The organism is Acidovorax sp. GW821-FHT09A11 (assembly GCF_059418365.1).
Genome location: NZ_JBWKPS010000003.1, coordinates 1 through 18,818, shown reverse-complemented (window position 1 = coordinate 18,818; position 18,818 = coordinate 1). Strand labels below are relative to the sequence as shown.

The 18,818-nt window shown below is 67.3% G+C and carries 16 protein-coding genes; 4 read left to right on the top strand and 12 right to left on the bottom strand.

The window, feature by feature from the left end; all coding sequences use genetic code 11:
- Position 1: 1 nt before the first annotated feature.
- The 3 genes from AC07PV_RS07715 to AC07PV_RS07705 are packed head-to-tail and all read right to left on the bottom strand — an operon-like array spanning position 2 to position 3,707.
- A complete protein-coding gene (locus tag AC07PV_RS07715) occupies positions 2 to 856 on the bottom strand; it encodes an enoyl-CoA hydratase family protein (RefSeq protein ID WP_494629869.1) in 855 nt (284 codons plus the stop codon).
- Positions 853 to 1,344, bottom strand: coding sequence for a MarR family winged helix-turn-helix transcriptional regulator (locus AC07PV_RS07710; protein ID WP_218297242.1), 492 nt, complete (start codon positions 1,342 to 1,344; stop codon positions 853 to 855). The genes AC07PV_RS07715 and AC07PV_RS07710 overlap by 4 nt, the downstream gene beginning before the upstream one ends.
- 2 nt (positions 1,345 to 1,346) lie before the next feature.
- Positions 1,347 to 3,707 carry a bifunctional salicylyl-CoA 5-hydroxylase/oxidoreductase gene (locus AC07PV_RS07705; protein ID WP_494629868.1) on the bottom strand — a complete coding sequence of 787 codons (2,361 nt, stop codon included), beginning with the start codon at positions 3,705 to 3,707 and terminating at the stop codon, positions 1,347 to 1,349.
- A gap of 106 nt (positions 3,708 to 3,813) precedes the next feature.
- Between AC07PV_RS07705 and AC07PV_RS07700 the strand changes: the two genes are divergently transcribed.
- The 3 genes from AC07PV_RS07700 (at position 3,814) to AC07PV_RS07690 (ending at position 6,009) form a co-directional block, all read left to right on the top strand.
- Entirely contained in the window at positions 3,814 to 5,082 is a 1,269-nt protein-coding gene (locus AC07PV_RS07700; RefSeq protein WP_218297240.1) for a class I SAM-dependent methyltransferase, read from the top strand.
- An 86-nt stretch (positions 5,083 to 5,168) separates the two neighbouring features.
- Positions 5,169 to 5,486 (top strand): DUF1840 domain-containing protein, encoded by a 318-nt coding sequence (locus AC07PV_RS07695; protein ID WP_218297239.1) that lies wholly within the window; start codon positions 5,169 to 5,171, stop codon positions 5,484 to 5,486.
- Between the two features lie 133 nt (positions 5,487 to 5,619).
- Positions 5,620 to 6,009, top strand: a complete 390-nt coding sequence (locus tag AC07PV_RS07690; RefSeq protein WP_494629866.1) for a nuclear transport factor 2 family protein — start codon at positions 5,620 to 5,622, stop codon at positions 6,007 to 6,009.
- 48 nt (positions 6,010 to 6,057) lie between these two features.
- Here AC07PV_RS07690 and AC07PV_RS07685 read toward each other — a convergent pair whose 3' ends face one another.
- The 9 genes from AC07PV_RS07685 to AC07PV_RS07645 form a co-directional block, all read right to left on the bottom strand.
- Positions 6,058 to 7,050, bottom strand: coding sequence for a Bug family tripartite tricarboxylate transporter substrate binding protein (locus tag AC07PV_RS07685; protein WP_218297390.1), 993 nt, complete (start codon positions 7,048 to 7,050; stop codon positions 6,058 to 6,060).
- 375 nt (positions 7,051 to 7,425) lie between these two features.
- The gene (locus AC07PV_RS07680; RefSeq protein WP_218297238.1) at positions 7,426 to 8,415 is read right to left on the bottom strand and encodes a tripartite tricarboxylate transporter substrate-binding protein; all 990 of its coding nucleotides are present in this window, start codon (positions 8,413 to 8,415) and stop codon (positions 7,426 to 7,428) included.
- A 389-nt stretch (positions 8,416 to 8,804) separates the two neighbouring features.
- The gene (locus tag AC07PV_RS07675) at positions 8,805 to 10,052 is read right to left on the bottom strand and encodes a phenylacetate--CoA ligase family protein (RefSeq protein ID WP_218297237.1); all 1,248 of its coding nucleotides are present in this window, start codon (positions 10,050 to 10,052) and stop codon (positions 8,805 to 8,807) included.
- Positions 10,053 to 10,259: 207 nt separating this feature from the next.
- Complete coding sequence (locus tag AC07PV_RS07670) at positions 10,260 to 11,072, bottom strand: ABC transporter ATP-binding protein (RefSeq protein WP_218297236.1); 813 nt, start codon at positions 11,070 to 11,072, stop codon at positions 10,260 to 10,262.
- Between the two features lie 226 nt (positions 11,073 to 11,298).
- Positions 11,299 to 12,627 carry an ABC transporter substrate-binding protein gene (locus AC07PV_RS07665; protein WP_218297235.1) on the bottom strand — a complete coding sequence of 443 codons (1,329 nt, stop codon included), beginning with the start codon at positions 12,625 to 12,627 and terminating at the stop codon, positions 11,299 to 11,301.
- 187 nt (positions 12,628 to 12,814) lie between these two features.
- Positions 12,815 to 13,891 carry a branched-chain amino acid ABC transporter permease gene (locus AC07PV_RS07660; RefSeq protein WP_218297234.1) on the bottom strand — a complete coding sequence of 359 codons (1,077 nt, stop codon included), beginning with the start codon at positions 13,889 to 13,891 and terminating at the stop codon, positions 12,815 to 12,817.
- A gap of 28 nt (positions 13,892 to 13,919) precedes the next feature.
- On the bottom strand, positions 13,920 to 14,849 hold the full coding sequence (locus tag AC07PV_RS07655) for a branched-chain amino acid ABC transporter permease (protein ID WP_218297233.1): 930 nt from the start codon (positions 14,847 to 14,849) through the stop codon (positions 13,920 to 13,922).
- Positions 14,850 to 14,867: 18 nt separating this feature from the next.
- On the bottom strand, positions 14,868 to 15,653 hold the full coding sequence (locus AC07PV_RS07650) for an ABC transporter ATP-binding protein (RefSeq protein ID WP_055400027.1): 786 nt from the start codon (positions 15,651 to 15,653) through the stop codon (positions 14,868 to 14,870).
- 37 nt (positions 15,654 to 15,690) lie between these two features.
- A complete protein-coding gene (locus AC07PV_RS07645) occupies positions 15,691 to 17,637 on the bottom strand; it encodes an AMP-dependent synthetase/ligase (RefSeq protein WP_494629865.1) in 1,947 nt (648 codons plus the stop codon).
- Positions 17,638 to 17,874: 237 nt separating this feature from the next.
- On the opposite strand from AC07PV_RS07645, the gene AC07PV_RS07640 reads away from it, so the two are divergent.
- Positions 17,875 to 18,818: ExeA family protein (locus AC07PV_RS07640; protein ID WP_218366913.1), on the top strand; the 944-nt coding region annotated here is incomplete at its 3' end.

Genomic DNA, 18,818 nt, shown 5'->3' with positions numbered 1-18,818 from the left:
CTTAATCCCCCTGGAACACGGGCTTTTGCTTGGCGGCAAAGGCCTCGTACGCGCGTCGGAAGTCTTCGGTCTGCATGCAGATCGCCTGCGCCTGCGCCTCGGCCTCGATGGCCTGCTCGATGGTCATGCTCCACTCCTGGCTGAGCATGGTCTTGGTCATGCCGTGGGCAAAGGTGGGACCGTCGGCCAGCGTGCGCGCGGTGGCCTGCACGTTGGCCAGCAGGTCGGCGCTTTCATACAGGTCGTTGAAGAAGCCCCAGGCCAGGCCCTCGTGCGCCGTCATCGCGCGGCCGGTGAACAGCAGCTCGCTGGCGCGGCCCTGGCCGATCATGCGGGGCAGCAGGGCGCAGGCGCCCATGTCGGCCCCGGCCAGACCCACGCGGGTAAACAAAAAGGCGGTCTTCGTGGCCTCGGTGCCGTAGCGCATGTCGCAGGCCAGCGCCATCATCGCGCCCGCACCGGCGCAGATGCCGTCGATGGCGCCCAGGATGGGCTGCGGGCAGGCGCGCAGGGCCTTGACCAGGTCGCCCGTCATGCGCGTGAACTCCAGCATCTCGGGCATGGTCATGGTGGTCAGTGGGCCGATGATCTCGTGCACGTCGCCGCCCGAGCAGAAGTTGCCACCCGCGCCGGTGACGACGATGGCCTTCACGTCGGTGGCAAACCGCAGCGCGTAGAAAAAATCGCGCAGCTCCGAATAGCTTTGAAAGGTGAGCGGGTTCTTGCGGTCCGGCCGGTTGAGCGTGACAGTGCCCACGCCAGCATCGAAGCTCCACGCGAAATGCTCGGCCACATAGCTGGCCTGGGGATTGAACTGCTCGCGCATGGGGTTGCTCGCGCCGATGAAATGCTTCATTCCGTGGTCTCCAAAGAGTTGTTCTGGGTGTGTTCCTTGACCTTGCCCAGCAGGCGGTGCAGGGTGCTGATGTCGCGCTCGCCCAGCGTGGCGAAGGCCTCCACGATCCATTGCTCGTGCTGGCGCGCCATGTCGATGAACTGCTGGCGGCCCTGCGGCGTGAGGCGCACGAGGTACGCGCGGCGGTCGCCTTCCACGTCCATGCGCTCCACCAGCCCTTCGGCCACGAGCTGGTCGGTGATGCCGGTGATGTTGCCGCTGGTCACCATCATGCGGCGCGAGAGGTCCTTCATCTTCATGCCCTCGGGCGCGCGTTCCAGCTGCGCCATCAGGTCGAAGCGCGGCAGCGTGGTGTCGAACTGCGCGCGCAGGTGGCTGCGCACCTGTTTTTCGATGAGCTGGGTGCAGGTGAGCATGCGCAGCCACAGGCGCAGGGCCTCGGGGTGCTCGCTGGGGGCGGCGTCGTGCAGGCGGGCTTCAAGGTCCATGGCTAGCCTTCTTCCTCGGGTGCTCTGCTTTTGGTAGCTGCCTGCGCTTGATTGGCAAGCGCTGCAAGCTGTTTTTGCTTGGAAATCTCGCGCAGCATCTGGTCGCGGCCGCTGGCGTACTGCACGGGCCAGTCGGTGTGCGCGGCCGCCACGGGGCTCAGCTGCGCGGCCGCGTGCAGCGTCCAGGCCGGGTCGGCCAGGTGCGGGCGGGCAATGGCGCACAGGTCCGCACGGCCTGCGGCAATGATGCTGTTGGCGTGGTCGGCCTCGGTGATCGCGCCCACGGCCATGGTGGCGATGCCCACCTCGTTGCGGATGCGGTCGGCGAACGGGGTCTGGTACATGCGGCCGTACACCGGCCTGGCGGCGCGTGTGGTCTGGCCGGACGACACGTCGATCAGGTCGGCGCCGGCCGCCTGGAACAGGCGCGCGATCTCCACCGCGTCGTCCGGCGTGGTGCCGCCCGGCGCCCAGTCGTGGGCCGAGATGCGCACGCTCATGGGTTTGTCGGCCGGCCACACGGCGCGCACGGCGGCGAACACTTCGAGCGGGTAGCGGCAGCGGCCCTGCAGGCTACCGCCGTACTCATCCGTGCGCTGGTTGGTGATGGGGCTGATGAAGCTCGCCAGCAGGTAGCCGTGCGCGCAGTGCAGCTCCAGCCAGTCGAAGCCGCAGGCCACGGCGCGGCGGGCGCTGTCCACGAAGGCGGCGGTCATCCGGTCCATGTCGGCGCGGGTCATGGCAGCGGGCGCCTGGTTCTGCTCGCCGTAGGCCAGCGCGCTGGCCGCCAGCAGCGGCCAGTTGCCGTGGGGCAGCGGCTCGTCCGTGCCCTCCCAGCCCACGCGCGTGGAGCCCTTGGGGCCACTGTGGCCCAGCTGCAGGCCGATCTTGGCGGTGCTGCTGCCGTGCACGAAGTGCACGATGCGCGTGAACGCGGCCTGCTGCGCGTCGTTCCACAGCCCGGTGCAGGCGGGGGTGATGCGGCCCTCGGGCGTGGGGCTGGTCATCTCCACCATCACCAGCGCCGCGCCGCCGAGTGCGCGCGCGCCCAGGTGCACCAGGTGGAAGTCCTGCGGCACGCCATCGACCGCGCTGTAGGTGGCCATGGGCGAGACGACGATGCGGTTCTTGAGCGTGAGGCCGTTGAGCGTGAACGGTGTGAGCATGGGGGGAATAGCAGCTTTGCCGCCTGCCAACCACGCCTCGTAGCCCTCCAGCCATGCTGCATCGCGCAGCCGCAGGTTCTCGTGGCTGATGCGCTGGCTGCGCGTGAGCAGCGAATACGCGAACTGCTCCACCTCCATGCCGGTGTAGCGGCCCACGTTCTCGAACCACTCGGTGGAGTTGCGCGCGGCGTTCTGGATCTTGAGCACCTCGACGCTGCGGCGCGCCTCGTAGTGGGTGAGCACCTCATCGATAGGCAGGCCCGTCGAAAATTCGTTCGCCAGGTCAATCGCGTCTTCCAGCGCGAGCTTGGTGCCGCTGCCGATGGAGAAATGCGCGGTGTGCGCCGCGTCGCCCATCAGCACGATGGGCACGCGCTTGCCGCCGATGGTCTCGCGGTGCACCCAGGTGTTGCAGATCACGCGCGGAAAGCGGATCCAGTTGGCCGAGCCGCGCAGGTGCGTGGCATTGCTGATGAGCGCGTTGCCGTCCAGGTATTTGGCAAACAGCTTTTCGCAGAATGCAATCGCCTCGGGCTGCTCCATCTGGTCGAGACCGTGCGCCTTCCACACGGCCTCGGGTGTCTCGATGATGAAGGTGGAGGTGTCGGCGTCGAACTGGTAGGCGTGCGCCTGGAACCAGCCGTGCTCGGTCTGCTCGAAAGCAAACGTAAAAGCATCGAGTTTTTTGTGAGTGCCAAGCCAGACAAATCGGCACTCACGCAGGTCGATGTCGGGCTGGTAGGTGGCGGCGTAGCGGGTGCGGATGCGGCTGTTGAGACCGTCGCTGGCGATGACCAGGTCGGCGTCGTGCTGCGCGGCCAAGGCCTGGTCGTCGGCCACGTCGGTCTCGAACACCAGCTCCACGCCCACGGCCAGGCACCGGTCCTGCAGGATGTTGAGCAGGCGCTTGCGCCCGATGCCGCAAAAACCGTGGCCCGAAGAGCGCACGCTGCGGCCCTTGAAAAACACCTCGATGTCGTCCCAGTGGTTGAACGCATCGCCGATCAGCGCGGCCGTCGGCCCGTCGGCCGCGCGCAGGTTCTCGAGCGTCTGGTCCGACAGCACCACGCCCCAGCCAAAGGTGTCGAATGGCCGGTTGCGTTCCACCACCGTGACCCGGTGGGCAGGGTTTTGCTGCTTCATGAGCAGTGCGAAATAGAGGCCTGCGGGCCCGCCGCCAATGCAGAGGATGTTCATGTGAAAATAGTTTAGACCTAAACAAAATACTGTCAATGGGGCCTTCCCGGCGGGGCTTGCGGGGGAGGTGTTGACGCAGTGCAGCACCCATTCAAAAATAGGCGGCATGAAGCACTTGCTGCACACCCTGGAGGGGCGGCTGGCTGCGTTGCCAGTGCCCATGGCCGTCCAGCTGCCCGCCGGGCAGCAGCTGGGCGCGTCCGAGCCCGCCGTCACGCTGCGGTTTCGCGACCGCATGGCGCTGGTGGCCCTGGCGATGGGCGAGATCGGCAACGTGGGCGCGGCCATCGTCGAGGGCCGCGTGGCGCTGGAGGGCGGCATGCGCGACCTGATGGCCGCCGCGGCGGGCCTGCTCACCCGCGACCCGGCCCGCGAGCAGCACAGCGGCTGGTGGCGCCGGGTGCTGGCGCGGGCACGGTCCATGGCGGCGCACACGGTGGCCCGCGATGCCCGCCAGGTGCAGTTCCACTATGACCTCTCGGACGACTTCTACGCGCTCTGGCTCGACCCGCGGCGCGTCTATTCGTGCGCCTATTTCCGGGATGCGGGCATGTCGCTGGCCCAGGCCCAGGAGGCCAAGCTGGACCACATCTGCCGCAAGCTGCGCCTGGCGCCCGGCGAGCGGTTCCTGGACATCGGCGCCGGCTGGGGCGGCCTGCTGCTGTGGGCCGCGGAGCACTACGGCGTGGATGCCACGGGCATCACGCTGTCGCGCAACCAGCACGCGCATGTGCAGCAGCTCATCGAGGCGCGGGGGCTGCAGGGCCGTGTGCGGATGCAGCTGTGCGACTACCGCGAGCTGCAGGCGGACCGGCCCTTCGACAAGGTGGCGTCCGTGGGCATGTTCGAGCATGTGGGCCGCGCGCAGATGGAACGCTACTTCGCCACCGTGGCCCGGCTGCTGCGCCCGGGGGGCCTGCTGATGAACCACGGCATCACGGCGGGCGCGGTGGACAACGCGCAGCTCGGCGCGGGCATGGGCGACTTCATCGAGCAGTACATCTTCCCCGGGGGGGAGCTGATCCACGTGAGCGCCGTGCTGCACGACATGGCCCGGGCGGGCCTGGAAATGGTGGACACCGAGAACCTGCGCCCCCACTACGCGCGCACCCTGTGGGCGTGGTCCGACGGGCTGGAGGCCCGCCTGCCCGCGGCGCGCGAGGTGCTGGCCGCGCAGTCCGGCGCCGAGCAGGGCGACAAGGTGCTGCGTGCCTACCGCCTCTACCTGGCGGGCAGCGCGCTGGGGTTCGAGCGCGGCTGGATGGCGCTGCACCAGATGCTGGCCACGAAGCCCGACGGCCAGATGGCGGCCGGGGCCCTGGCCGGCGCACAATCGGACTATCCGTTCACGCGCGACTACATGTACAACCGCTGAACCGGAGCGGCCCGCAAACGCCTGTCCACCATCGCCGTGCCGGGTTTGCCGGCCGCTTCAAGCCCTACCGAGGAATACGTTTCACCATGCTCTACAAATTCAAGTCCCGCGCTGCCGCCGATCTGATCATGCTGGAGCCGCAAGGGCGGCAGATCGTGACCATCATGGGCAAGACACCCGGTGCGAGCGGCATCGTGACGGCGGCGCAGATCCCGGGTGCCATCGCGGCGCTCGAGGCCGCCGTGGCGGCGGAGGAAACGCTGCCCCCGCCCGAGGACGCCAGCGACGATGCCGTGGCCGAGGAGCGCGCCGACACGGTGCGCCTGCGCCAGCGGGTGGCGCCGTTCATCGAGATGCTCAAGCGCAGCGCGGCGGCGGACGTGGACGTGGTCTGGGGCGTGTAGCACCGCATGAATGGCGGCGTGGCCGCGCGGGAGTGGCGGCGCGCCAGAGCGGGCTCCCGCTGTCCGCCCTGCCGGGCCCCTGTGCGGGCCGGGTGCCATGCCCTCCTGCGCTTTCCTTGTTTCACCATCCATCATGATCCACGACCCTTCGCCGCTGGCCGTCGTGCAGGCGCAACTCGATGCCTACAACGCCAGGGACATCGAGGCCCTGCTGGCCACTTACGCCGCCGATGCGCAGCAGCATGTGCTCCATGGAGAACGGCTCGCGCACGGGCATGCTGAAATGCGGCCGCGCTTTCTGGCGCGTTTTGCCGAGCCCGACCTGCATGCGCGGCTGGTGTCGCGCACGGTGATGGGCGGCGTGGTGGTGGACCTCGAACTGATCACGCGCAATTTCCCGGAGGGGCTGGGCACCCTGGAGATGCTCTGCGTCTACGAGGTGGCCCAGGGGCGGATCCAGCGGGCCTCGTTCGCCCAGGGCGAGAAGCGCTTGCTGGCCGCGCCCCCCTCGGCGCCACCGTGACTTGACCGGCAGGCGGCTGCGCCGGGGGCCTGCCGCCGGCGTGGTGGGTCAGTCGACCTTCGCTCCCGAGGTCTTCACCACCTGCGCCCACTTCTTGTGCTCGCTGTCGATGTGCCTGGCGAAGTCCGCCGGCGTATTGCCGCCCGGGATCGCGCCCTGCGCCACGAGCCGTTCCTTCATCGCGGGCGTGGCCAGCGACCTGGCGACTTCCTGCTGGATGCGGTGGACGATGTCGGGGGGCGTGCCCGCGGGAGCCAGCAGGCCGAACCAGGAACTGGCCTCGTAGCCCTTGAGCGCGGGGCCGCCCGCCTGCTCCACCGTGGGCACGTCGGGCAGCGCGCTGGAGCGCTCCGAGCTTGTCACGGCCAGCGCCGTGAGCTTGCCCGCCTTGATCTGCGCCATGGACGAGGGCAGGTTGTCGAACATCACGTCCGCATTGCCCGCCACCATGTCCATGAGGGCCGGGCCCGAGCCGCGGTAGGGCAGGTGCAGCATGAAGGTGCCCGTCATGCTCTTGAACAGCTCGCCCGCCAGGTGGATGGACGTGCCGTTGCCGCTGGAGGCCATGTTCATCTTACCGGGGCTGGCCTTGGCCACGCGGATGAAGTCCTGCACGTTGTGGATGCCCTGGGCCTTGGCCTTGTCGGCATTCATCACCATCACGTTGGGCACGGCGGCCACCAGGGTGATGGGCACGAAGTCCTTGATGGGGTCGTACGGCAGCTTGGCGTACAGCGCGCGGTTGATGCCGTGCGTGCCCACGGTGCCCATGAGCAGGGTGTAGCCGTCGCCGGGGGATTTCGCCACGATCTCGGCGCCCACGTTGCCGCCCGCGCCCGCGCGGTTGTCCACGATGAACTGCTGGCCGAACGCGCGCGAGAGTTCGGGGGCCATTGCGCGGGCCAGGATGTCGGTGGTGCCGCCGGGCGCGAAGGGCACGACGATGCGCACGGGCTTGGTGGGCCAGCCCCCCGCGGCGGGCGTGGCCTGGGCGTGGGCGGAGCCCGGCGCGAGCAGGGTGGCGGCCGCCGCGATGGCCATGGCGCCCAGCGCGCTCAGGGTGAATGCGAACGCCAGGGCCTCGCGGCGGCTGCGCGCCGGGGCGCGGGGCTGGGAGGTGCTGCGCGCAAGGTGGTGGTGGGCTTGTCGATGTTGCGCCATGGGCGGGCTTTCGTTGTGAGGGAGGATCTGCCGGCAAGAGAATGCCACGGTGGTCCCCTTTTTACGCGGGCCGGCATGCCGGGGTTCACATGGATTACCCGGAGCGCGGCGGCGTGCGGCGGCCCGTGGCGGCGCGGGCAGGAAAAAAGCCACCAGGCCCCGGGGGGCGTGGTGGCTTGCCTGCTTCCTTCAATCCTTCAAGCAATCCTGAGCACCGCAGCCCGCAGGGTCGCGGGCTGGGGGCGCAGGTGCCGATCAGTCCGCGTAGGAGCCCGCGGCCTTGATGGCGGCGCCGAATTTCTCGGTTTCGGACAGCACGAACTTCTTGTGCTCGGCGGGTTCGACGCGCTTGTCGGTGGCCACCACGGCGCCCAGGCCTTCCTGCTTCTTGATGAACTCAGGGTCCTTCAGGGCCACCTTGAGGGCTTCGTTGATCTTGGTCAGCACCGGTGCGGGCGTGCCCTTGGGCGCGTACAGGCCGTGCCAGATGGTCACGTTGAAGTCCTTCACGCCGGATTCGGCCAGCGTGGGCAGGTCCTTGAGGGCGGGCGTCGTCAGGCGCTTGGAGGTGGTCACGGCGTAGGCCTTGACCTTCTTGGCCTCGATCTGCGAGGTGGTGTTGGTCGTCTGGTCGCACAGCAGGTCGATCTGGCCGCCGATCAGGTCGGTGATGGCGGGCGCGGTGCCCTTGTAGGGCACAGCCGTCATGTCGACCTGCACGGCGCTCTGGAAGATCAGGCCGCACAGGTGCGAGGCCGAGCCCTGGCCTGCATTGCCCAGGTTGATCTTGCCCTTGTTCTGCTGCAGCCAGCCAGCCAGTTCCTTGTAGTTGTTCGCGGGCATCGAGGGACGCGCGATGAGCGTCATGGGCACGTCGTTGATGATGCCCAGGTACTCGAAGTCATTGGCCACGTTGAAGGCCAGCTTGCGGTACATGGTGGGCATGGTGGCCATGCTCACGTGGTTCAGCAGCAGGGTGTAGCCATCGGGTGCGGCCCGCGCCACCTTGGCGGAGCCGATGGTGCTGCCCGCGCCGGCGGAGTTGTCCACCACCACGCTGATGCCGCCCAGGGGCTTGCGGATGGCTTCGGCCAGGTCGCGCGCCACGCGGTCGGTGGGGCCGCCCGCGGCGTAGGGGACCACGATCGTGATCGTCTTGTCCTTGGCGGGGAACTCCTGGGCGCTGGCGCCGAAAGCGGTGGCTGCGGCGGCAGCGATCAGTGCGAGTTTCAGCATCTTTTTCATGGTCTCTCCTGTGAATGACGGGCCATGATAGCGAGGGGGGTTTACGGGAACATTGCGGATATTACGTAGCCCGCCCGGGGCAGGGGCTTTAAGTGAAAAAGGCCTGCAGCGCCCGTCAATAAAGCGCTAAATGCTATAAAAAAAGGAGTATTGATTAGGGTAAACACTGCGGTGCCCCGCCGTGCCAAGTGGGCATTTCTTGCGTTGCCGCAAACTGCCGGTGGTCCAGTGACCGGGTGCCTGTCTGTCTGCCTGCACGCTTGCACCGCACCGCTTCAGTCCTCTGCGCTCGATACCGGCGCAGGCCAGGCGGGAGGCGCCGAGCAAGGGCCGCCCCGCAGCGAGGGGGCCGTCCCCTCGGGGGAAGGCGCCGAAGGCGACGCAGGGGGCTACTTGTAACTTCGCGCGTCCTCGATCACCTTGCCGTCGTTGGGCAGGGTGCCCGGGGCCACCATCTGCACATCGCCGCGCAGCTTGGTCACCTCGCGGATGGCGTCGCCCAGCTGGCGCGCCAGGCCCTCGGCGGTTTCGCTGGTCTCCACCTGCAGCACCATCTGGTCGTTGGCCATCTCGCCGCTGACCACCAGCCGCGCGCGCAGCACCTGCGGAAAGCGCCGCGCGATGGTGGCCACCTGGCCGGGGTGCACGAACATGCCGCGCACCTTGGTGGTCTGGTCGGCGCGGCCCATCCAGCCCTTGATGCGGGTGTTGGTCCGGCCCGTGGGGCAGTCGCCGGGCAGCACGGCCGACAGGTCGCCGGTGCCAAAGCGGATCAGCGGGTAGTCGGGGTTGAGCGTGGTGACGACCAGCTCGCCCACCTCGCCCTCGGGCACGGGGTCGCCGGTGCCGGGGCGCACGATCTCCACGATCACGCCTTCATCGAGCACCAGGCCCTCGCGCGCGCTGGTCTCGTAGGCGATCAGCCCCAGGTCGGCCGTGGCGTAGCACTGGTAGCCGCTGATGCCGCGCTCGGCGAACCAGTCGCGCAGCGAGGGGGGGAACGCCTCGCCCGAGACCAGCGCCTTGGTCACGCTGGGCAGCGCGATGCCCATCTCCGCGGCCTTCTCGACAATGATCTTGAGGAAGCTGGGGGTGCCGATGTAGCCCGCTGGCCGCAATTCGGCCATGGCCTGCACCTGCTGCTCGGTCTGCCCCGTGCCGCCCGGAAACACGGTGCAGCCCAGCGCATGGGCGCCGGTTTCCATCATCGAGCCCGCGGGCACGAAGTGGTAGCTGAAGCTGTTGTGGATCAGCTCGCCGCTGCGAAAACCCACGGCATGGATGGCCCGCGCCATGCGCCAGTAGTCGCGGCGCGTGCCCTCGGGCTCGTAGATGGTGCCGGGGCTGGCGAATACGCGGGTCATGCCGGGGCCAAAGCCCAGCGCGCTGAACCCGCCGAACACGTTGGCGGCGCGGCCCGCCTGCTGGCGCTCCAGCAGCTCGTACTTGCGCGTGACGGGCAGCTGCGCCAGCGCAGCGCGGCTGGTGACGGCGGCGGCATCCACGCCCGCCAGGATGCCGGCAAACGCGGGCGATGCCTGCTGGGCATGGGCGATCTGCCGCGGCAGCGCGGCCATCAGGGCCGCTTCGCGCTCTGCGGGGCTGCGGGTTTCCAGGGCGTCATAGAACGTGCTCATGCCTGGTGTTCCTTGTGAAGTGGTTTGAAGTGAAATTGGCCTCTAGCGCTTGTCCATCAATCGCAATCAGCTATGAATTTGGGAGTGGATTCGTCCGTGGTCTCAGAAAGTGCGCGGCTCCCGCCAACGCACCCGCGGAACTGGCTTCGCCAGGCCGCCGGGTGCGTCCCCCTTGAGGGGAAGGCGCGCAGCGCCTCAGGGGGCACGTCAAGCCAGCCAGCGCTTGCGCCGCTTGTAGCTCTTCACATCCTTGAAGCTCTTGCGCTCGCCGCCGCCCACGCCCAGGTAGAACTCCTTGACGTCCTCGTTGCTGGCCAGGTCGCTGGCGGCGCCGTCCATCACCACGCGGCCGCTTTCCATGATGTAGCCGTAGTCCGAGTACTTGAGCGCCATGTTGGTGTTCTGCTCGGCCAGCAGGAAGGTGACCTTTTCCTTGGTGTTCAGGTCCTTGACGATGTTGAACACCTCTTCCACGATCTGCGGTGCCAGGCCCATGGAGGGCTCGTCGAGCAGCACCATGCTGGGGTTGGCCATGAGCGCGCGGCCGATGGCGCACATCTGCTGCTCGCCGCCCGACGTGTACGCCGCCTGCGAGGTGCGGCGCGTCTTCAGGCGCGGAAAGTAGTTGTAGACCTTCTCCAGGTTGGCCGCGATCTCGGCCTTGCTGGTACGGGTGTAGCTGCCCGTCATCAGGTTCTCTTCGATCGTCAGGTGGGCGAAGCAGTGGCGCCCCTCCATCACCTGCACCACGCCGCGCTGCACCAGGTCGGCGGGCGAGAGGTTCTCGATGCGCTCGCCACGCAGCTCGATGCTGCCCTTGGTGACCTCGCCGCGTTCGCCCTTGAGCAAATTGGAGATGGCGCGCAGCGTGGTTGTCTTGCCCGCCCCGTTGCCCCCCAGGATGGCCACGATGCTGCCTTCGCGCACCTGCAGCGAGACGCCCTTGAGCACGAGGATCACGTGGTTGTAGATGACCTCGATGCCGTTGACGTTGAGAACGATGTTGCTGTTGGAGTCCATGGTCTTGCCTTCCTGTGCCAATCCAAAAAGCTGCTGCACAACCCTTTGGATTGGCGGCTGCCAAAGAGGCAACCGCTGTTCACTGGCCCTTGAAACGGTCGCTGCCCAGGCCAGGGCCACCGCGCAAGGGCCGCCCCGCCGCGCTGGTGGCGTCCCCCTTCCCGCAGCGCGAAGCGCCAAGAGAGAAGGGGGAAGGCGCGTCAGCGCCTCAGGGTGATGGTCCGAATCAAGACTGGCAGTCCGCCGCATCCCGGCGCGTCATCTTCTTGTCGGCCAGGTACTTGTCGGCGCCCGCCTTGATCATGGGCTTGAGGATCTGCTCATCGGCCTGGTACCAGTCGGACGAGAAGTTCCACTTGGCGCCATCCCAGGTGTGCACGCGGGCCCAGGTGGAGCCCATGTGGTCGGCGCAGCTCGTGGACAGGGGGCGCATCACGCCGCCAAAGCCCATGGCGTCGAGCTTCTTCTGGTCCAGGGCCAGGTTCTCCATGCCCCAGCGCACCTGCTCGCCGGTCATGACCTTGCCCTTGCCGAAACGCTCCTGCGCGCGGCGCACCGATTCCACGGCCAGCATCTGGATGATCACGCCGCGGGTGTACAGCACCGAGCCCACTTCGTCCTTGGGTCCCGTGCCCTGGCCCTTGTCGTGCACGTTCTTCAGGATGTCCTGGATCACCTTGGGCTGCTGGCCCGAGGTGTTCAAGGCCAGCGCGTTGTAGCCCTTGGCGCCTTCGCCCACGTCACGCACGTCCGGCTCGGCGCCAGCCCACCACACGCCATACATCTTGTCGCGCGGATAGCCGGTGGCCTGGGCCTCCTTGAGGGCGGTGGAGTTCATCACGCCCCAGCCCCACAGCAGCACGTAGTCGGGGCGGCTCTGGCGCACCTGCAGCCAGGTGGCTTTCTGCTCCACGCCGGGCGCGGTCACGGGCAGCATCTGCAGCTCGAAGCCATGCATCTTGGAGCGTTCCTGCAGCAGCGGGATCGGCTCCTTGCCGAACGGGCTGTCGTGGTACACCAGGGCGATCTTCTTGCCCTTGAGCTTGTCCATGCCGCCCGCGGCCTTGCCGATGTGCTGGATCAGGATGTCGGCGCCGGTCCAGTAGCTGCCCATGAAGGGGAAGTTCCATTTGAACGCCTGGCCGTCCTGCGCCACCGACAGGCCGTAGCCCAGCGTCATCAGCGGGATCTTGTCCACGGGGGCCTTCTCGGTCAGCGCGAAGGTGATGCCGGTGGCCTGCGGGTCGAACAGCGACACGCCGGGGCGCCCCTTCAGGCGCTCGTAGCACTCCACGCCACGGTCGGTGGCGTAGCCGGTTTCGCATTCTTCAAAGGTGAGCTTCACGCCGTTGATGCCGCCGTCGCGGGCGTTGATCATCTTGATGTAGTCCTGCTTGCCGTTGGCCCATGGCACGCCGTTGGGCGCGTAGGGGCCGGTGCGGTACGACAGCAGCGGGAAGAACTGCTCCTTGGCTTGTGCGAAGGCACTGGTGGTGATGGTCGACGCACCGGCGGCGACCACGGCAGCGGCGATCACGAGTTTCGAAAGCTTCATGGATGTCTCCTTTGGATGAATGTGTTGAAGCACGGGGAAGAAACCGACGGATTCAAGGGCTGCGAGCTTTGCACTGGCATGCACGAGGCCAGCGCCACCGTGGAACTGGCTTTGCCAGGCCACCGGTGGCGTCCCCCTCCCGAAGGAGAGGGGGAAGGCGCGAAGCGACTCGGGGGGTGCATATCAATCAATGCGGGAAGGGCCACAGGCGCAGCTTCTGCTTGGCGGTGGACCACAGCTTGGCCAGGCCATGCGGCTCCACGATCAGGAACCAAACGATCAGCGCGCCGAAGATCATCAGCTCGGCGTGCGAGACACCGGCGGTGGACACCTCGATGCCGAACAGGCCCATGAAGGCTGGCAGGAACTGGTTGAGCACGATGGGCAGCACCACGATGAAGGCGGCGCCAAAGAACCCCCCGGAGATGGAGCCCAGGCCGCCGATGATCACCATGAACAGGAGGCGGAACGAGATTTCCACCGAGAAGGCCGCGGGCTCCCACGCGCCCAGGTGCACGAAGGCCCACAGCGCGCCGGCCATGCCCACGATGAAGGAACTCACGGCGAAGGCGCTGAGCTTGGCGTACATGGGGCGGATGCCGATCACGGCCGCCGCCACGTCCATGTCGCGGATGGCCATCCATTCGCGGCCGATGGCGCCGCGCACCAGGTTCTTGGCCAGCAGGGCCACGACGACCAGCAGGGCCAGGCAGAACAGGTACTTGCTGGTGGCGCTCTCGATGGGCAGGCCGAAGACCTGCAGGTTGTTCACCGAGACCGAGCCCGAGTCCGAGTTGTTGGTGAACCACTTGATGCGCAGGAACATCCAGTCGGAGAAGAACTGCGCGGCCAGGGTGGCCACCGCCAGGTACAGGCCCTTGACGCGCAGGCTGGGCAGCCCGAACAGGATGCCGAAGAACGTGGCGCACAGGCCGCCCAGGATCAGCGCCGGAATCAGCGGCATGCCCGGAAAGCGCACGAAGAAGTTGTAGGCGCCATAGGCCCCCACCGCCATGAACGCGCCCGAGCCCAGCGAGATCTGGCCGCAGTAGCCCACGAGGATGTTCACCCCCAGGGCCGCCAGCGCCATGATGACGAAGGGAATCAGGATGGCGCGGAAGATGTAGTCGCTGGCCAGCATGGGCACGACCAGGAAGGCGACGGCCAGCAGCAGCGCGATGGCGATGCGGTCCTGCGCGATGGGGAAGATCTGCTGGTCGGCGCGGTAGCTGGTCTTGAACTGGCCGTTTTCGCGGTAGAGCATGGAAGTCTCCTGTTCTTGTTGTTATGGGTTACACGCGGTCGATGATCTTCTCCCCGAACAAACCTTGCGGTCTGAACAGAAGGAACACCAGCGCCAGCACATACGCGAACCAGATCTCGATGCCCCCGCCCACGAACGGGCCCAGGTACACCTCGGACAGCTTCTCGCCCACGCCGATGATCAGCCCACCGATGATGGCGCCGGGCACGGACGTGAGGCCCCCCAGGATCACCACCGGCAGCGCGCGCAGCGCCACCGTGGTCAGCGAGAACTGCACCCCGAGCTTGCTGCCCCAGATCATCCCGGCCACCAGGGCCACGACGCCGGCCACGCACCATACGATCACCCAGATGCGGTTGAGCGGAATGCCGATGGATTGCGCGGCCTGGTGGTCGTCCGCCACGGCGCGCAGGGCGCGGCCGGTGGACGTCTTCTGGAAGAACACCGACAGCAGCGCCACCAGTGCGGCGGCGATGGCGGCGGCGATCACGTCTTCCTTGTTCACCAGGATGCCGCCCTGGAAGAGGCTGTCCAGCATGAAGATCGGGTCCTTGGGCATGCCCACGTCGATCTTGTAGATGTCGCTGCCAAACAGCGTCTGGCCCAGGCCTTCCATGAAGTAGGTGATGCCCAGCGTGGCCATGAGCAGCGTGGCGCCTTCCTGGTTCACCAGGTGGCGCAGCACCAGCTTCTCGATCAGCCAGGCCACCACGAACATGATGGCGCCCGCGATCACGAAGGCCGCGAGGTTGGCCACGATGGGGCTGCTGATGCCCGTCCACTTGGGAATCCACTCGGCAAAGCGGGCCATGGCCAGCGCGGCGAACAGCACCATCGCGCCCTGCGCGAAGTTGAAGACGCCCGATGCCTTGTAGATCAGCACGAAGCCCAGCGCCACCAGCGAATACAGCATGCCGGCCATGAGGCCGCCGATCAGTGTTTCGAGAAAGAATGCCATTGTTTTTTTCTCCCGCCCTTAGTGGCTCGTGCCCAGATAGGCACTGATCACGTCTTCGTTGTTGCGCACTTCGTCGGGGCTGCCGTCGCCGATCTTCTTGCCGTAGTCGAGCACCACCACCCGGTCGCTGATGTCCATCACCACGCCCATGTCGTGCTCGATGAGCACGATGGTGGTGCCGAACTCGTCGTTCACGTCGAGGATGAAGCGGCACATGTCCTGCTTCTCTTCCACGTTCATGCCGGCCATGGGCTCGTCGAGCAGCAGCACCTGGGGCTCCATGGCCAGGGCCCGGCCCAGGTCCACGCGCTTTTGCAGGCCGTAGGGCAGCTGGCCCACGGGGGTCTTGCGGAAGGCCTGGATTTCCAGGAAGTCGATGATGTGCTCGACGTATTCGCGGTGGCGGATCTCCTCGCGCTCGGCCGGGCCGATGCGCAGCGCCTGCATCAGCAGGTTGCTTTTGATCTTGAGGTTGCGCCCGGTCATGATGTTGTCGATCACGCTCATGCCCTTGAACAGCGCCAGGTTCTGGAACGTGCGCGCCACGCCCATCTCGGCCACCTGGCGCGAGTTCATGTGCGAGAAGGTCTTGCCGCGGAAGGTGATGGAGCCGTCCTGCGGCGTGTACACGCCGTTGATGCAGTTGAGCATGGAGCTCTTGCCCGCGCCGTTGGGGCCGATGATGGCGCGGATCTCGTGCTCCTTGACGTTGAACGAGATGTCCGTCAGCGCCTTCACACCGCCAAACCGCAGGCTGATGTTCTTGACGTCGAGGATGACGTCACCGATCTTCTTTTTGGTCATGGATTGAATGCCTGGACTCAATGGGTGGGGTGCGGGGTCATGCGGCCTTTTTCACCGGCGCGAAGGTCTTGGTGTCCGACAGCTTCAGGGTGGCGCTCACGCTGCCGGTGCGGCCGTCCTCGAACTTGACCTGGGTCTCGATGTACTGCTCGGTGCGGCCCGCGTAGAGAGCGTCCACGAGCACGCCGTATTTCTCGGCGATGAAGCCGCGGCGGACCTTGTTGGTGCGCGTGAGCTCGCCGTCGTCGGCATCGAGTTCCTTGTGCAGCACCAGGAAGCGGCTGACCTGGCTGCCCGCCAGCATGGAATCGGTGGCGAGGTCGGCGTTGACCTTCTCGATGCACTCGCGGATCAGCTCATACACGTCGGGCTTTTGCGCCAGGTCGGTGTAGCCCGCGTAGGGCAGGTTGCGGCGCTCGGCCCAGTTGCCCACGGCGTCGAAGTCGATGTTGACCATCACGCACACCTTCTCGCGGCCGTCGCCCAGGGCGACGACTTCCTTGATGTGCGGGAAGAACTTGAGCTTGTTCTCCACGTACTTGGGCGCGAACATGGCGCCGTCGTTGGCGCCGCCCTTGATGCGGCCCACGTCCTTGACGCGGTCGATGATCTTCAAGTGGCCTTGCGCGTCGAGGAAGCCCGCGTCGCTCGTGTGGTACCAGCCGTCGGCCGTGAGCACCTCGGCCGTGGCCTTGGGGTTCTTGTAGTACTCCTTGAGCAGGCCGGCGGACTTGACCAGGATCTCGCCGTTGTCGGCGACCTTGATCTGCACGCCGCGGATGGGCACGCCCACGGTGTCGGCGCGCGCCTGGTTGTCGGGCTGCAGGCACACGAACACGGCGGTCTCGGTGGAGCCGTACAGCTGCTTCAAGTTGATGCCGATGGAGCGGTAGAAGGTGAACAGGTCGGGCCCGATGGCCTCGCCCGCCGTGTAGGCCACGCGCACGCGGCTGAAACCCAGGTTGTTGCGCAGCGGGCCGTACACCAGCAGGTTGCCCAGGGCGTACTTGATGCGGTCGAGCGTGCCCACCGGCAGGCCGTCCATGAGCGCGGGGCCCACGCGCTGGGCCACGGCCATGCAGGCCTGGAACATCTTGCGCTTGAGGGTGCCCGCGTCTTCCATGCGGATCATCACGCTGGTGAGCAGGCCTTCGAAGATGCGTGGTGGCGCGAAGTAGTAGGTGGGGCCCACTTCCTTCAGGTCGATGGTCACGGTGCTGGCCGACTCGGGGCAGTTCACCACGTAGCCGCAGGCCAGCCACTGCGCGTAGCTGAAGATGTTCTGGCCGATCCAGGCCGGGGGCAGGTAGGCCAGCACCTCTTCGCTGCTGGTGAGCTTGTCGAACTCGGCGCCCGCGGATGCGCGGTCCAGCAGCGTGCTGTGGGTGTGCACCACGCCCTTGGGGTTGCCCGTGGTGCCCGAGGTGAAGAACATCGCCGCCACATCGTCGGGCTGGGCCTTGGCCACCTCGGCGCGGAACCACTGGGGGTTCCTGGCGGCATGCGCCTTGCCCGCCTCGATCAGCGAGTCCAGCGACGCGAGGCCTTCTTCCTCGTAGTTGCGCAGGCCGCGCGGATCGTCAAAGAAGATGTTCGAGATCTGCGGGCACTGCGCGCGGATCTCGAGCAGCTTGTCGACCTGTTCCTGGTCTTCCACCAGGCAAAAGCGCACCTCGGCGTTGTTCAGGGGGAAGATGCATTCGGCGCCCACGGCGTCCTGGTACAGGGGCACCGGAATGGCGCCCAGCGATTGCGCCGCGAGCATGGTGGCATACAGGCGGGGGCGGTTGGCGCCGATCACCACCATGTGCTCGTGGCGCTGCAGGCCCGCCAGGTGCAGGCCGGCCGCCACCTGTTCCACCAGGCGCACCAGGTCGGCCCAGCTGTGGGTCTGCCAGATGCCGTATTCTTTTTCGCGCAGCGCCGGCGCGTCGGGGCGCTCGGCGGCATGCTTGAGCAGCAATTGCGGGAACGTGGTCTTCATTCCGGTTCCTAAAAGTAAGAGGTGTCGGCCCGGGGGCTGCCGGGGCGCGGCTGGGTGCCTTGTGGCAGCGCGTTGGGTCCAATGCTAGGACCCACTTTGACGCCATCTTGTCTTGCCGACGACAATTTACGGGAAACTACTCGGTGGGTGAAACCCTGCCTCCCTGTCCGGGCAGGCCCCGCGCTGTGCCCGGGTACGGCCGGGGGGCGTTTCATGGCGGGGCGGTATCCTCACGGCATGTACGCCCCGTTTTTCGGTCTTCAGCATCCCCCGTTTTCCATAGCACCGGACCCGCGCTACCTGTTCATGAGCGAGCGGCACCGCGAGGCGCTGGCGCACCTCCTGTATGGGCTGGATGCGGGCGGCGGCTTCGTGCTGCTCACCGGCGAGGTGGGCACGGGCAAGACCACGGTGTGCCGCTGTTTCCTGGAGCAGATTCCGGCGAACTGCAACGTGGCCTACATCTTCAATCCCAAGCTCACCGTGGGCGAGCTGCTGCGTTCCATCTGCGACGAGTTCGGCGTGCCGCACAAGCCGGCCGTGCCGGGGGTGGAGACGGTCAAGGACTGCATCGACCCGCTCAACGCGTCGCTGCTGGCCGCGCACGCCTCGGGGCGCAACAACGTGCTCATCATCGACGAGGCACAGAACCTCGCGGCCGACGTGCTGGAGCAGTTGCGCCTGCTCACCAACCTGGAGACCAGCGAGCGCAAGCTGCTGCAGATCATTCTCATCGGCCAGCCCGAGCTGCGCGCCATGGTGGCGCGGCCTTCGATGGAGCAGCTGGCCCAGCGCGTGATCGCGCGCTTTCACCTGGACGCCCTGACCCCGCAGGAGACGCAGCAGTACATCGCGCACCGCCTCGCCGTGGCCGGGCTCAACGGGCCGATCCCGTTCGAGCGGCGCGCCATCCAGCGCGTGCATGCGCTCTCCCACGGCGTGCCCCGGCGCATCAACCTGCTGTGCGACCGGGCGCTGCTCGGCGCCTATGCGGCGGGGGCGCGCCAGGTCACCAGGGCCATCGTCAACCGCGCCGCGCGCGAAGTGTTCGACGCACCGGCATCGGCCGCCGCGGCGCGCAGCGCGCGGCCACCGCTGCCGCGCTGGGCGTCCACGGGCCTGGGCGCCGTGGCGGGTGCCGTGGCCGTGGCGGCCGCGGGCTGGGCGCTGGGCCTGTGGCC

Excerpts from the sequence above, each read along its gene's own strand:
- AC07PV_RS07715 (WP_494629869.1), bottom strand. The coding sequence starts at position 856 with ATGAAGCATTTCATCGGCGCGAGCAACCCCATGCGCGAGCAGTTCAAT.
- AC07PV_RS07710 (WP_218297242.1), bottom strand. The coding sequence starts at position 1,344 with ATGGACCTTGAAGCCCGCCTGCACGACGCCGCCCCCAGCGAGCACCCC.
- AC07PV_RS07705 (WP_494629868.1), bottom strand. The coding sequence starts at position 3,707 with ATGAACATCCTCTGCATTGGCGGCGGGCCCGCAGGCCTCTATTTCGCA.
- AC07PV_RS07700 (WP_218297240.1), top strand. The coding sequence starts at position 3,814 with ATGAAGCACTTGCTGCACACCCTGGAGGGGCGGCTGGCTGCGTTGCCA.
- AC07PV_RS07695 (WP_218297239.1), top strand. The coding sequence starts at position 5,169 with ATGCTCTACAAATTCAAGTCCCGCGCTGCCGCCGATCTGATCATGCTG.
- AC07PV_RS07690 (WP_494629866.1), top strand. The coding sequence starts at position 5,620 with ATGATCCACGACCCTTCGCCGCTGGCCGTCGTGCAGGCGCAACTCGAT.
- AC07PV_RS07685 (WP_218297390.1), bottom strand. The coding sequence starts at position 7,050 with ATGGCCATCGCGGCGGCCGCCACCCTGCTCGCGCCGGGCTCCGCCCAC.
- AC07PV_RS07680 (WP_218297238.1), bottom strand. The coding sequence starts at position 8,415 with ATGAAAAAGATGCTGAAACTCGCACTGATCGCTGCCGCCGCAGCCACC.
- AC07PV_RS07675 (WP_218297237.1), bottom strand. The coding sequence starts at position 10,052 with ATGAGCACGTTCTATGACGCCCTGGAAACCCGCAGCCCCGCAGAGCGC.
- AC07PV_RS07670 (WP_218297236.1), bottom strand. The coding sequence starts at position 11,072 with ATGGACTCCAACAGCAACATCGTTCTCAACGTCAACGGCATCGAGGTC.
- AC07PV_RS07665 (WP_218297235.1), bottom strand. The coding sequence starts at position 12,627 with ATGAAGCTTTCGAAACTCGTGATCGCCGCTGCCGTGGTCGCCGCCGGT.
- AC07PV_RS07660 (WP_218297234.1), bottom strand. The coding sequence starts at position 13,891 with ATGCTCTACCGCGAAAACGGCCAGTTCAAGACCAGCTACCGCGCCGAC.
- AC07PV_RS07655 (WP_218297233.1), bottom strand. The coding sequence starts at position 14,849 with ATGGCATTCTTTCTCGAAACACTGATCGGCGGCCTCATGGCCGGCATG.
- AC07PV_RS07650 (WP_055400027.1), bottom strand. The coding sequence starts at position 15,653 with ATGACCAAAAAGAAGATCGGTGACGTCATCCTCGACGTCAAGAACATC.
- AC07PV_RS07645 (WP_494629865.1), bottom strand. The coding sequence starts at position 17,637 with ATGAAGACCACGTTCCCGCAATTGCTGCTCAAGCATGCCGCCGAGCGC.